A 12563-nucleotide genomic window follows, 5' to 3' on the forward strand; every position below is an offset into this window, starting at 1 on the left:
CCCGCCGGTCTCCGGGCGCCGGCGCACGGCCCGCGAGGCCGCTCCGATCCCCAAAGACATACGCAGGCCGCTGCCGACCCAAGCCGCGCGCGACTCAGCATCCACAGCATTCAGGCAGTATCAGGGCGGACCTTAACAGGTTCCGCCCACCGTTTCACCCTTCGGGAATCCAGGCTTCGTAATCGCTGGTCGAGTCCGCGCGACGGCCACCGCGATAATCGCTTCCGGGCGGGCGATAGGCGTCCACCGTCCCGGTCCGGTTGCCCGGATACGGGATCTGCCAGGGCTGGCGCGCGCTCTCGGGCAGGGGCGCGTCATCGACATGGTGCAGCCACCCCCACCATTCGGGCGGCACGACCGAGGCATCCTCGCCCTTGTGATAGATGACCCAGCGCTCATGCCGCGTCAGGCCGCCACCGGTACGATTCGCGGTGCGCGCCTCGTAGTAGCACCGGCCATCGGCATCCTTGCCGACCAGCCGACCCTTGAACCTGGTGTAGATACGGGTGCCGAGATTTGCCATGCCCCGAGGATAACCCTCTTTCCGGCGGCCGGTCCACCCGGCGGGGCGGGACTCGCCCGATCACAACTCCGGGATCGGGAAACCGCGAACTTATCCCCCATATCCACAATATACAGTGGTCTGTATAGTCTGGGACCCACCATATACGGCTTCCGCCCCGTCACGAAGCGGGCCTAGAGTGACTGCCATGACAGCCCGAAGCCACTGGAACGGCGTGCGCATGCGTACCACGCAGGCCGCCGCGGACCCGGACGACGCTCTCCGCGCCGTCACCCTCCCCGCCGATTGGGATGACGAGGCGGCGGCGGCCCTGGCGCGCCTCGCGTCCGGCCGGGGGGCTGCCCGTCTGGCGACCGAAGCGGCACGCTGGGTGGACGACGTGGCCGTGGACGCGCTGGCCACGCAGGCCCGTTCGCTCTCCTGCCTGCTGATGCTGCGCCAGGCGGCCCCGACCGAGTCCCTGTGGACCGGCCAGCACGACCGGCGGCCGGGCTTCATCGTCAATCTGGCGGCCTTCGTCCAGCCCGGCAGCGGCTTCCTGGCCGAGGATTTCGTCGCCGCCCTGCGCCTGCTCTGCCAGGTCCTGCGCGACGTGACCGAACGCAAGGCGGCGCTGCGCAACGGCGAACTCCCCTTCCCCGACCTGGCCCCCCCGCCCCCGGCCCCACGCGGGCGCAAGGCCCGGCCCGAGGCCCCGCCGGCCGAGCCGCCGCCGATCGCCGGCGACCTGCTGATGACCAATCTCGATGCCTGTCTGGCGGCATTGGGGCTGGATTACGACAGCGACGCCGGCCGCGACGTGGCCTGTAGCCTGGCCTCGCTGGCCACCTCGGTCGCCCATGCGGGATGCGGGGCCGACTCCCTGCTGCTCCCCCCCGCGCGCAGCACGGTGCCCGGCCTCGCCGAAACCGCGCGCGCCGTCTGGCGCGACGCGGCGGTCGAGACCGACGCCCCCCTGCCCCGCATCGAAACCGGCTTTTCCGCACCCGGCCCGATCGACGCCCTGCTGGGGGTGGAAGCCTGCGGCCTCGCCCCCATCTTCTCGCCGCTCCGCCCGGACGGCCGGCTGGCCGCCAGCACCCTCTCCCGCCTGACGGCACGCGGCCTGACGCCCGAGGCCGCCTTCGCCGCCGCCCTGGCGGGCGAAAGCGTCCTGCCCCTGCCGGATATCGAGGCCCACAAGGCGATGCACCGCGCGCTGGCCGGCTTCGTCGACCGCATGCCCGCCCGTCCGGACCCTTCGTCCATGCCCACCCTGCGCGCCCGGCTGGCGCTGGATCGCGGCGTGCGGCGGCACCTGCCGGCCCGCCATGGCGGCTTCACGCAGAAGGCCAGCGTCGGCGGCCACCGCCTGTTCCTCCGCACGGCGGAATATGAAGACGGCTCGCTGGGCGAAGTCACCATCACCCCGGCCCGCGAGGGGCCGATGACGCGCGGCCTGCTCGACGCGCTGGGCCAGGCCGTCAGCATCGGCCTGCAATATGGCGCGCCGCTGAACGATTACGTGGATGCCTTCGCCTATACCCGCTTCGGCCCCGCCGGCACGGTGGAGGGCGATCCGGTCGCCTCCTATGCGACCTCCATGCTCGATTATGCGTTCAGGGCCCTGTCGGACGCCTATCTGGGCCACAAGCTGCCCGACGCACCGCATCAGGACGACCTGACCGACACCCCGTCTCCGATGCTGCCGCTGGATTTTCCAGAGACAAAAGGGGACAATACCACCCGGCGCGGCAAACTTCGCCTGGTCGGCTAAGCGCCACGCCCGCCCGTTTCGGACAAGGAGCCCCGTTCATGACCGACACCCCCGAAACCCGCCTGGACCGGCACGGCATCATCCTGCCCGTGCCCCCCGCCCCCGTCGCCACCTATGTCGCCAGCGTCCTCAGCGGCTCGCTGCTGGTCGTCTCCGGCCAGTTGCCATTGCTCGACGGCAAGCTGTTCGCCACCGGCAAGCTCGGCGCCGATGTCGCGGTCGAAGTCGGGGTCGAGGCCGCCCGCTACGCCATGATCAACGTCATCGCCCAGGTCCGCGCCGCCGTGGGCGACCTCTCGCGGGTCCGCCGCGTGGTCCGGCTGGGCGGCTTCATTTCCTGCGTCCCCAGCTTCACCCAGCATGCCACGGTCATGAACGGCGCGTCCGACCTCGCGGTCGCGATCTTCGGCGAGGCCGGGCGGCACGCCCGCTCCACCATCGGCGTCCCCTCCCTGCCGCTCGACGCCGCCGTCGAGGTCGAGGGCCTGTTCGAGATCGCCTGACCGGCGGCCCGATCATGACCGCCCTGACCCTGAGCCTGCATCCCGCCATCGCCGACATCCCGGCGACGGAGTGGGATGCCTGCGCCGGCCCCGACAATCCGTTCGTCAGCCACGCCTTTCTCTCGGCCCTGGAAGACAGCGGATCGACCGGCTCGCGCACCGGCTGGCTGCCGCAGCACGCCGCCATCCGCGACTCCGCCGGCCGGCTGCTGGCGGCGGCGCCGATGTACGCCAAGCCGCATTCCTACGGCGAATACGTCTTCGACCAGAGCTGGGCTCGCGCGTTCGAACAGGCCGGCGGCGACTACTACCCCAAATTGCAGGTCGCGGTCCCCTTCTCCCCGGTGCCAGGCCCGCGCCTGCTGGTGCGCGACGACGTGGCGGACCGGCCCGGCCTGCGCCAGGCCCTGGCCGGCGCCCTGAGTCAGGCCGCTACCGAACTGGGCGTCTCCTCGGTCCACGTCACCTTCTGCTCCGAGGACGACTACACGTCGCTGGGCGAAGCCGGCTGGCTGCAACGGCTGGGCGTCCAGTTCCATTGGGACAATGCCGGCTACACCAGCTTCGACGATTTCCTGGCCACCCTCGCCTCGCGCAAGCGCAAGGTCCTGAAGCGCGAGCGGCGGGACGCCAATCAGTGCGGCCTCACCTTCCGCACCGTGCAGGGCCGCGCGATCACGCCCGATCTCTGGGCGCATTTCTACCGGTTCTACACCGCCACGATTGATCGCAAATGGGGCAGCGCCTACCTCACGCCCGAATTTTTCCCCCTGCTGTCCGAACGGCTGGGCGACCGGGTGGTGCTGATGCTGGCCGAACGCGACGGCACGCCCGTGGCGGGCGCGCTCAACCTGATGGGCACCGACACGCTCTACGGCCGCAACTGGGGCTGCGACGGCGACTATCCGTTCCTGCATTTCGAACTCTGCTATTACCGCGCGATTGATTTCGCCATCGCCCACGGCCTGCGCCGGGTCGAAGCCGGGGCGCAGGGCCAGCACAAGATCCAGCGCGGCTACCGCCCCACCCCCACCTATTCCGCCCACTGGATCGCCCACTCCGGCCTCCGCCGCGCGGTCGCCGAATTCGTGACCCACGAACGCGAAGCCATGCTGCACGACATGGCGGAACTGGACGCACAATCGCCCTACCGCACGGCGGGCGAAGACTGAAAGCCTCTTCTTTTTCTGAAGAAAAAGAAGCAAAAAGACTTTTATCCGTTTTGGGCCATCGCATACGCCCCGGAAAAATCAGGAATGTACCAAAGCTTTCCCGCTTATAGGCAAGACGATACGCTCATATACGCTTCAAAAAGAGATCGAGCCGCTCGGGACCGCCTTATGACAGGCCCAACCATGGCAACCCACAATCCAACAGCCTGCTAATGCTTCTGCCTGATCATAATATAGACGATAGCAACCTCCATCAAAACAACACCGCCCAGAATAACAACGCGCAACCATATTGGATAGGTATAGATTTTCCTTTTTAAGCGCGACTTGTCACCAGATGCGCACCATGCGATAGTTGAAAACCATCCGACCCATGTAAATCCAAGAACTATATTGAGAGTCAGAGCTTCTCCAAACGGAACCCGCCTCAATACCAGACTCAAAATTGTAGGGATAAAGAAAACTATACTACCAATAAGAACGATATACGGAATTGACATGGTATTCCAGCCTCCTGAAAAAATTTATATCATTTCCATACTAAGAAGTCTTAATATAATAAACCACCGCACAAATAATCATCAATGCCGTCGGAAGGTATGGGAGGGTGGCTTTTACTATCGTCTTTTTGTGCACAAACTTGATATAATAGTATGCGGTAATGGCTGTTGCGATAATAACGTCGACATAAATGGCCGACAGGAAAGAACCGAGACTGGTATTGACGTCCACCTGTAAAAAATTCAGAGAATCGACGTAAAATGACGCCTTATCATCCGGAGTTCCCTTGTTGGCGATCAGGTTAATAATATTAATGATATTTCCGAATGCCATGACGGAAAATGTTGCGATAAAAAACTTGCCCCCATAATCGTTATCAGCACTGCTCTCCAAATAAACTCCGTAAACAACAAGAAAGAATAATGTCATCAGCACCGCATAGATGGCGGACATGCCAATGCTGACGTTCTCCATAAAACGGATTTGAGCGTCACTGAAACTTTGCCCTGACGCATGTGCGCTGAAGGTCGAAGATATATAGCCTTGGGGCATATAATAGAAGTAAAGATAAGTGAATGCAACAGTCGTCATGACGAATGCGATTACAGAAAATATGGCACCGATAGCATCGGCCAGAGGCTCCCCACACATAGAAATGGGCGTCGACAACCGGGCGCTTCTAATAATATGTTTGATATCCTCGCCATTTCTCATGGCGACCTCCTTGGCTGATGATCGGCACCTCGCGACACCGATCGGGTTTAATCTTTAATACGATTACGAAAGAAAAACAACATTTTGATACATTTCTTGCCCGATCACATTTCTTTGACGAGTGAGGCTGGACATACCTCATATCAAAGCAAGACCAACTCACCTTGAGTCTGACACCCTGTTCGAGGTCGCCTGACCTGGACCGGCTGGCTGCCGCAGCACGCCGCCATCCGCGACCCCGCCGGCCGCCTGCTGGCGGCGGCGCCGATGTACGTCAAGCCGCATTCCAACGGCGAATATGTCTTCGACCAGATCTGGGCCCGCGCGTTCGAACAGGCAGGCGGCGACTACTACCCCAAATTGCAGGTCGCGGTCCCCTTCTCCCCGGTGCCAGGCCCGCGCCTGTTGGTGCGCGACGACGCGGCGGCCCGGCCTCCGCCGCGCGGTCGCCGAATTCATGGCCCACGAACGCGAAGCCATGCTGCACGACATGGCAGAACTGGACGCACAGTCGCCCTACCGCGCGGCGGGCGAAGACTGAAAGCCTATGCTTTCCCTCCCGGCGCGGTCGCGGGCTTGCAGAGCAGGTCGATGTCACCCTGAAGGCTCGTTTTCATCACGCTATCCCACACGTCAGACGCAAATTCCGGCGTCGCCTGTTCGCTGAGACGCACCACCCCCACCGCGCCGGGTGAAAAGCCCGGCAATCGCCGCATCCCAAGCCGGCCGGGCGGGGGCACCCGCAACGGAAAAGACGAAATCGGCAGAATGGTGGCGACCTTTCCGGTCATGACCTGCGCATGGATCAATTCCAGCGAATTCGTCTCCAGGCGAATCATCGGTTCGATATCGACCGTCTGAAATCCCACATCCACCAGTTGCCGGCAGCGCATTTCCCTGGTCAGCAGCGCAAGCGGCAATCGGGCCGCCGCCTCCCAGCTTATATCGTCTCCCTCAGGAAGCTGAAACACGCTGGACGCCGCCAGAACCTGCTGTTCGGCATACAGCGTGCGAACCTGGAACGCTTTCGCCTGCGGGCACTGATCGTAATACATGATCCCGATATCAAGCTCCTTGCTGGCCAGTTTCTCGATGATCGCCCCGTTGGGCAGCACATGCACCTCGCTTGCGAAATCGCCGCATCGCGCCTGCACGGCATCCAGCAGGAGCGGGACGATATGCACGGCAGTCGGGATGACGCCGATCCTGGCGATCCCCGCGATCGCCTGCTTCGCCACCGAGACCTCATTCCGCAGTTCGCTGACCCCTCTGAGGATGTCGTGCGCCCATTTGAGAACGCGCCCCCCATCATCCGTAATCCCGAACATTTTTTTCTTGCGATCGACGATGACGACGCCCAGTTCGTCCTCCAACTGGCGGATGGCGCGGGACAGCGCAGGCTGCGACACGCCGCACGCCGTGGCCGCCTTGGAAAAACTCTTGTAGCGTTCGATTTCACGCAGGTACTGCAACTGCTTCAGAAACATCTCATGCTCCTTGCGGATAATGGCTCGCCAGATCCGCACCCCCGGCCCTCACAACGGTCCCGGATGACAATGCGCTCTCAACGCACACCGGCCGGCGCCCCCCTCCGCCCGCCGGCACGGTCATGGCCCGATCAGGCGCTGTCCGCCGCAAAAGACGAACTGCCGGTCATGCCGCGCGATTGCGATCAGCGTCTGGTTCATCGCCTCGGCCAGACGCAGGGCACGATCGGTGGGGGCCGACACCGCGACCACGGTGGCCATGCCCGCGCGCACGGTTTTGAGCGCCATCTCATACGAATAGCGGCTGGTCAGCAGGCAGATGCCCGTCTCCGAAAGCGTGTCCTCGCGCATACGGGCACCGATCAGCTTGTCGAGCGCGTTATGCCGCCCGACATCCTCCCGGATCAGCAGAATCCGGCCGTCCATAGTCGCCCAGGCCGCGCCATGGACCATCCGCGTGCGGGCATTCAGATCCTGCCAGCGATCGAGGTCACGCAGCGCGCGGCGGATCGCGACCGGGGCGATCCCCGGCTCCACGGGAAACGGCGCAGGCCCGCTCGCCTCCACGGACGGCACGTCGGCGCTGCCGCAAATGCCACAGCTCGAATGCCCGGCCTGGGCACGCGGCCTGCGCCGCGACAGCATCGCGAGGCGATCGCCTGAAATCGAAACGTCGATCGTCGGCCCGTCCTCCCCCTCCGACACCGAGACCGAACGGATCTGTTGCGCGGACGCGACGATCCGTTCGGTCAGGCAGTAGCCGAACGCGAAATCCTCCAGATGATCCGGCGTCATCATCATCACGCCATACGGAAGGATGCCATTGAAGACGAGTGTGACCGGCACCTCGTCGGCAATGTTCAGGTCGACCTGCTCGCCGGGGAGATCGAGCAGGGTCGCCGTCCGCGTATGAAACAGGGCGGTCACGGGGCCGCACCGCCCCGTCGCGCCGGCCGGCACCCTGCCCGGCGCGCCCCGACAGCGTCCGGAGCCGCCGCAACCGCCAGCGGGCTCATCCGCCCCCTCGTCCCGGACCGGCGGCCCGCCGGCGCGCCCGATCGCGCGCGATCGTCGCGTTCTATCCGTGGCATGTCGGCTCCTGCCGGCGGGCCAGCCGGTTCTCGGCCTGCCGCCGCTCCTCGGGGGTATTGATATTGTCCAGCGCACCGGGGGTCCGCGGGGATAAAAGGCAGGTGCCGCCATCGCTCAATGCGTGCCGCGGCCCGACCCGGCCCGCCGCCACCTGGCGAGACAGCCTCTCCAGGGTCGCCGGCTCCCAGATGGCGCAGAACGGTTCCGGCAACCCGTCATGCTCGCTGCGGAACGCGACGGCCGTATAATCGGCGCGACGCGCCAGAATCAGCGCATCGAGGGTCGGCGCATCCACAAACGGCATGTCGCATGCCAGCACCAGCCACGCGACGTGCGGATAGTCCCCATGGGCGGCCAGCAACCCTCCGGCCGGCCCGATCGCGCCGGACCTGTCGGCGATTCCCGGATAGGCGCGTCTCAGACCATCGGTCGCCTGATCCTGCCGCAGGGACACGAAACAGCGCGCCACACGCGGCGCAAGCAGGCTGAAAGCACGATCGAGCTGCGGCCGCCCCTCATAGGCCAGCGCCGCCTTGTCCTCTCCCATTCGGCGGCTGGCGCCCCCGGAAAGGACAAGCCCGTAAAGCGGCCTCATGGCCCCGCCACCGCAGGCATCGCCGCGCCGAAATCGCGCCTGCCCCCGTAGCTGCCTCCCCACCTGTCTCCACGCCTGCCGGCAGGACGAACCGCACGGACCACCCCATCACGAGCAAGCCCCCCGCCCATGGCGTCACCGGTCGCCGCCGCCCTGCCCACACCGATGCACCCCATGCAGCGCACATGCCGATCGAAGCCCGCCCCGTCGCCGCCGATCATGCCATCGACCAGGCGCGGCGCCTCACCGCGCGCGTCAGGATGGATGAGAACAGGCCAATTCCCGGTCATGTCATCACCCGCCGATATAATGCATTTCGATTTTGTCGTCCTCGCCCCCATGCTCGGAAATCGCGGTGCGGCTCCGTCGTTCCTGCCGTTCCTCGCTGTAACGGTCGGCGCGACGCTGCCAGATCGCGGCCAGCGCCCGCCGCAACGCGCCATCGTCCTCCGCAGGAGCGGGATCGCGCAGGATCGTGCGCAAATCGGTGCCGCTCGTGGCGAAAAGGCAGGTAAAGACCTGTCCGTCCGAAGACAGGCGCGCCCGCGAACAGTCCCCGCAGAACGGTGCGCTGACCGAGGAGACAAAGCCGATCTCCCCGCCGCCATCGGCGTAACGGTATCGCGTGGCGACCTCGCCCCGATAAGCCGGCGATACCGGATCGAGCGGCCAGAGCGCATCGATCCGCGTCATCAGGTCGCGCGATGTCACGACATCGCCGCGCTCCCAACCGTTCCGGTTGCCGACATCCATATATTCGATGAAGCGCACGATCACACCCGTATGCCGGAAATGCGCCAGAAGCGCCGGCACACCCCGATCGTTCACGCCGCGCTGGACGACGGTGTTGATCTTCACCCCGCGCGGAAATCCAGCCGCGCGCGCCGCCTCGATACCATCGAGCACGGTCGTCAGGTCGCCCCGCCCGCCGCTCATCCGCGCGAACACGTCCGGGTCCAGACTGTCGAGGCTGACGGTCACACGATGCAGCCCGGCCGCATGCAGGGCCGAGGCCTGACGCCGCAACAGCATCCCGTTGGTCGTCAGCGCGATATCCTCGATGCCGGGAATGCGCGCAAGCCGCGCCACCAGGTCCTGCAAATCGGGCCGCAGCAGCGGCTCTCCGCCCGTAAGGCGCAGCTTGGTAACGCCCAGGTCCGCCGCCACCCGTGCCACCCGTTCGATCTCGCCGAAATCCAGCCGCTCCTCGGGCGCGAGAAAGCGGAATCCCTCGTGATAGAGCGAATCCGGCATGCAATACGGACAGCGGAAATTGCACCGGTCCATCACCGAGATGCGCAAATCCCTGAGCGGGCGCCCCACCCGGTCCGCGACCGGCCGGCTCTTGAATGAAAACTCCGCGCTCATGCCCTGGGTCCCCGCTCTCCATCCCCGGCCTCCTTCATCGCTGAAGGACGCCGGGGATGGAAGCCATTCAGCCCGCGATCCGCATCGGCGCCGCCGACGCTACGCTCGGCACGATCCGGACCGGAATGGCCTTCGCCGCCGGCGTGCCGCTGATCTCGTCATAAAAATCGAGCGGCAGGAGCGGATTGAGTTCCGGATAATATCCGGCAATCGCGCCACGCGGCATCGGGTAGTCAAGAACCGTCAGCCCGTCGACATACCGCCGATAGCCATCGTCGCTATAGGTCTCCAACCCGACGACCGCGCCATTCTCCAGCCCCCGATCCGCGCGATCCTCCTTGTTCATGAAGATGACGAGGCGGTTGTTATAAACCCCGCGATACCGGTCGCTGTTGCTGTAGATCGTGGTGTTGTACTGGTCGTGCGAACGGATCGTCGCCAGCCGCAGCATCGCCGGGTCATCGACCACATCGTTCACGTCCAGGCCCGGCATGACGAGGAAATTCGCCTTCCCGTTCGGGGTCTTCCAGACCCGCCGCCGGGGCGGAATATCCAGATGAAAACCATGCGGATTTTTCATCTTCTCCGAAAAATCAGCATATATATCGGGATAAACGTCCGCGATCCGGTCGCGGATCAGCGTATAATCCTCGATATAATCGGCCCAGGGCGTCTTCGAGTCCGGCAGCGTCGCCATCGCCACGCGGCAGACGATTTCGGTCTCCGGCCGCACATGCTCGCTCACCGGCTCGAACACGCCGCGCGACGGCGTGACATTCGCCATCGCATCCTCGATGGTGACGAACTGCTCCCCCTTCGCCGTGCGAATGATTTCCGAACGCGCCACGACCGGCAGCATCAGCGCCTCCCTGCCATGGACCAGATGCGCGCGATTGAGCTTGGTCGTCACGTTCACCGTCAGGTTCAGGCGCGCCATGGCGGCATAGGAGCGTTCGGTGTCGGGAATGGCGCGCGCGAAATTGCCGCCCATGCCGAAAAACACCTTCGCCGTGCCCGCTTCCATCGCGGCAACGGCCTCGACGACATGGTGGCCGTGCTCACGCGGCGGCTCGAAGCCGAAAACGTCGCGCACGCGGTCGAGATACGCCTGGGTCGGTTTCTCGTCGATCCCGACGGTGCGGTCTCCCTGCACGTTGGAATGGCCACGGATCGGCGCGATACCGGCACCCGGCTTGCCGAAATTCCCCTTCAGCAGCAGCAGGTTCGTCAGTTGCTGAAGCAGATGCGACCCTTCCTGATGCTGCGTCAGCCCCATGCCGTAACACATGATCGTCGCATTCGACTTCGCATAGATCCCCGCGATATGCCGGATCTGCTCTTCCGAAATGCCGGAGATGCGCGTGATATCCGCCCAGGACGTGCTCATGACATCGGCGCGCACCGCGTCCATGCCCACGGTGTGCTCGGCGATGAACGCCTTGTCCAGCACGTCCTCGCCCGCCTCGTCGGCTTCGAACAGCGCGCGCATCATCCCCTTGAAGATGGCCAGGTCGCCACCGATCCGGACATGCACGAATTCCGTGGAAATCGCCGTGGACCCGAACGTCCCCATCTGAAGGATGTCCTGCGGCTCGGTAAAGCGGATCAGCGCGCGCTCGGGCATCGGATTGATCAGGATGACCGGAACGCCGCGTTTGCGGGCCTCGACCAGATTGGTCATCATGCGCGGCGAGTTGGTGCCTGTGTTCTGGCCGATGACGAAAATCGCCTCCGCCTGGTCGAAATCGGCCATGACGATGGTGCCCTTGCCGATCCCGATCGCGGGCGGCAGGCCGCGCGATGTCGGCTCGTGGCACATGTTCGAACAGTCGGGGAAATTGTTGGTCCCGAATTCGCGCACGAAGATGGAATACAGGAACGCCGTCTCGTTCGCCGTCCGGCCGGAGGTGTAGAATTCCGCCTCATGCGGGCTGTCGAGCGCCTGAAGATGCTTGCCGATCAACGCATAGGCATCGTCCCACGCGATGGGCACATATTTGTCGGTCGCGGCATCGTAGCGCATCGGCTCGGTCAGGCGGCCCTGCATCTCCAGCCAGTGATCGCTCTGTTCCATCAGTGACGTAACGGTGTGCTGCGCGAAGAAATCCCGCGTCACACGGGCCTTGGTGGCCTCGAAGGCCAGCGCCTTCGCACCGTTTTCGCAGAATTCCAGCGTCTTGCGATGATCGGGGTCAGGAAAGGCGCAGCTCGGGCATTTGAAGCCCCCAGGCTGGTTCATGGACAGCAGGCCGCGCGATCCCTTGACCAGAATGCTCTGCTCCATGAGCACCTTGGCCGTGGCATTCGCCGCCCCCCATCCGCCGGCCGGGTGGTGATAGGGCTTGAACTCGGGTTTTTTCTCTTTGCTCATGGTCTCAACCCTCTCCCTGAAGGATGCCGAACTCTTTCAACGCCGGGACGAAATTCTCGTTCTCATGTTTCGACCGTGCCAGCTTGATCAATGCAAAACGCTCCAGCGGCGTCAGCCCGGCCCATTGCGCGGGCGTGGGGGCGGCAACACCGTCCGCCTTCGCCTGGATCGTCACGGCCTCCGGCATCAGGTTCGCCTCGCGCCAGTCGTCCAACGGCTGGGGCGGCAGAAAACGAACCGGCTCATCCGCCCGCGCCGCGATCAAATCCTCGACGAGCATACGATAGCCCGCCTGCTCCCCGTCCGTCGCGCACGGCCCCTCCACCAGCAGGCCGCGCTCCGCGCGCGACAGCCGGCTCCATTGCCGGAGCGTCATCTTGATTCCGACGATATCGAGCTTCTGCCGCGCAATCATGGGAATGCAGCGCAAAGACCCGGCGAAATCACGTTCGAATTCGAAAATCACTGGATTTTCGGACAT

The 12563-nt window shown here is 64.5% G+C and carries 12 protein-coding genes and 1 pseudogene; 4 read left to right on the forward strand and 9 right to left on the reverse strand.

Annotated elements, in window-relative coordinates:
- Positions 1-154: 154 nt before the first annotated feature.
- The gene (locus HLH25_RS10230) at positions 155-523 is read right to left on the reverse strand and encodes an NADH-ubiquinone oxidoreductase subunit NDUFA12 family protein (protein ID WP_182973963.1); all 369 of its coding nucleotides are present in this window, start codon (positions 521-523) and stop codon (positions 155-157) included.
- A gap of 187 nt (positions 524-710) precedes the next feature.
- Here HLH25_RS10230 and HLH25_RS10235 point away from each other — a divergent pair, with 187 nt between their 5' ends.
- Genes HLH25_RS10235 through HLH25_RS10245 form a run of 3 tightly spaced genes read left to right on the forward strand, consistent with a single transcriptional unit; the run spans position 711 to position 3954 of the window.
- A complete protein-coding gene (locus HLH25_RS10235; protein ID WP_182973964.1) occupies positions 711-2279 on the forward strand; it encodes a TSCPD domain-containing protein in 1569 nt (522 codons plus the stop codon).
- Positions 2280-2317: 38 nt separating this feature from the next.
- On the forward strand, positions 2318-2782 hold the full coding sequence (locus tag HLH25_RS10240) for a RidA family protein (protein WP_182973965.1): 465 nt from the start codon (positions 2318-2320) through the stop codon (positions 2780-2782).
- 14 nt (positions 2783-2796) lie between these two features.
- On the forward strand, positions 2797-3954 hold the full coding sequence (locus tag HLH25_RS10245) for a GNAT family N-acetyltransferase (RefSeq protein WP_182973966.1): 1158 nt from the start codon (positions 2797-2799) through the stop codon (positions 3952-3954).
- Between the two features lie 540 nt (positions 3955-4494).
- Here the strand turns inward: HLH25_RS10245 and HLH25_RS10250 are convergent.
- Positions 4495-5169, reverse strand: coding sequence for a hypothetical protein (locus tag HLH25_RS10250; protein WP_182973967.1), 675 nt, complete (start codon positions 5167-5169; stop codon positions 4495-4497).
- A gap of 201 nt (positions 5170-5370) precedes the next feature.
- Here HLH25_RS10250 and HLH25_RS10255 point away from each other — a divergent pair.
- A pseudogene (locus HLH25_RS10255) lies at positions 5371-5592 on the forward strand (peptidogalycan biosysnthesis protein); the annotation flags it as partial.
- A 122-nt stretch (positions 5593-5714) separates the two neighbouring features.
- Here HLH25_RS10255 and HLH25_RS10260 read toward each other — a convergent pair.
- From HLH25_RS10260 to HLH25_RS10290, 7 genes are all read right to left on the reverse strand, one after another.
- On the reverse strand, positions 5715-6656 hold the full coding sequence (locus HLH25_RS10260) for a LysR family transcriptional regulator (protein WP_182973968.1): 942 nt from the start codon (positions 6654-6656) through the stop codon (positions 5715-5717).
- 120 nt (positions 6657-6776) lie between these two features.
- Positions 6777-7583 carry a formate dehydrogenase accessory sulfurtransferase FdhD gene (fdhD, locus tag HLH25_RS10265; protein WP_182973969.1) on the reverse strand — a complete coding sequence of 269 codons (807 nt, stop codon included), beginning with the start codon at positions 7581-7583 and terminating at the stop codon, positions 6777-6779.
- Between the two features lie 151 nt (positions 7584-7734).
- A complete protein-coding gene (locus HLH25_RS10270) occupies positions 7735-8343 on the reverse strand; it encodes an NTP transferase domain-containing protein (protein WP_182973970.1) in 609 nt (202 codons plus the stop codon).
- A complete protein-coding gene (locus HLH25_RS10275; RefSeq protein ID WP_182973971.1) occupies positions 8340-8633 on the reverse strand; it encodes a hypothetical protein in 294 nt (97 codons plus the stop codon). The genes HLH25_RS10270 and HLH25_RS10275 overlap by 4 nt, the downstream gene beginning before the upstream one ends.
- 4 nt (positions 8634-8637) lie before the next feature.
- Complete coding sequence (gene moaA, locus HLH25_RS10280; RefSeq protein ID WP_182973972.1) at positions 8638-9711, reverse strand: GTP 3',8-cyclase MoaA; 1074 nt, start codon at positions 9709-9711, stop codon at positions 8638-8640.
- 67 nt (positions 9712-9778) lie between these two features.
- Entirely contained in the window at positions 9779-12082 is a 2304-nt protein-coding gene (locus HLH25_RS10285; RefSeq protein WP_182973973.1) for an FdhF/YdeP family oxidoreductase, read from the reverse strand.
- A gap of 4 nt (positions 12083-12086) precedes the next feature.
- On the reverse strand, positions 12087-12548 hold the full coding sequence (locus tag HLH25_RS10290; RefSeq protein WP_182974043.1) for a nitrate reductase associated protein: 462 nt from the start codon (positions 12546-12548) through the stop codon (positions 12087-12089).
- Between the last annotated feature and the right edge of the window lie 15 nt (positions 12549-12563).

It is taken from the genome of Gluconacetobacter dulcium, from assembly GCF_014174165.1.
Taxonomy (GTDB): domain Bacteria; phylum Pseudomonadota; class Alphaproteobacteria; order Acetobacterales; family Acetobacteraceae; genus Gluconacetobacter; species Gluconacetobacter dulcium.

Bases quoted from the DNA above. Each gene is read 5' to 3' on its own strand.
- HLH25_RS10230 (WP_182973963.1), bottom strand. From the start codon at position 523: ATGGCAAATCTCGGCACCCGTATCTACACCAGGTTCAAGGGTCGGCTG.
- HLH25_RS10235 (WP_182973964.1), top strand. From the start codon at position 711: ATGACAGCCCGAAGCCACTGGAACGGCGTGCGCATGCGTACCACGCAG.
- HLH25_RS10240 (WP_182973965.1), top strand. From the start codon at position 2,318: ATGACCGACACCCCCGAAACCCGCCTGGACCGGCACGGCATCATCCTG.
- HLH25_RS10245 (WP_182973966.1), top strand. From the start codon at position 2,797: ATGACCGCCCTGACCCTGAGCCTGCATCCCGCCATCGCCGACATCCCG.
- HLH25_RS10250 (WP_182973967.1), bottom strand. From the start codon at position 5,169: ATGAGAAATGGCGAGGATATCAAACATATTATTAGAAGCGCCCGGTTG.
- HLH25_RS10260 (WP_182973968.1), bottom strand. From the start codon at position 6,656: ATGTTTCTGAAGCAGTTGCAGTACCTGCGTGAAATCGAACGCTACAAG.
- HLH25_RS10270 (WP_182973970.1), bottom strand. From the start codon at position 8,343: ATGAGGCCGCTTTACGGGCTTGTCCTTTCCGGGGGCGCCAGCCGCCGA.
- HLH25_RS10275 (WP_182973971.1), bottom strand. From the start codon at position 8,633: ATGACCGGGAATTGGCCTGTTCTCATCCATCCTGACGCGCGCGGTGAG.
- moaA (WP_182973972.1), bottom strand. From the start codon at position 9,711: ATGAGCGCGGAGTTTTCATTCAAGAGCCGGCCGGTCGCGGACCGGGTG.
- HLH25_RS10285 (WP_182973973.1), bottom strand. From the start codon at position 12,082: ATGAGCAAAGAGAAAAAACCCGAGTTCAAGCCCTATCACCACCCGGCC.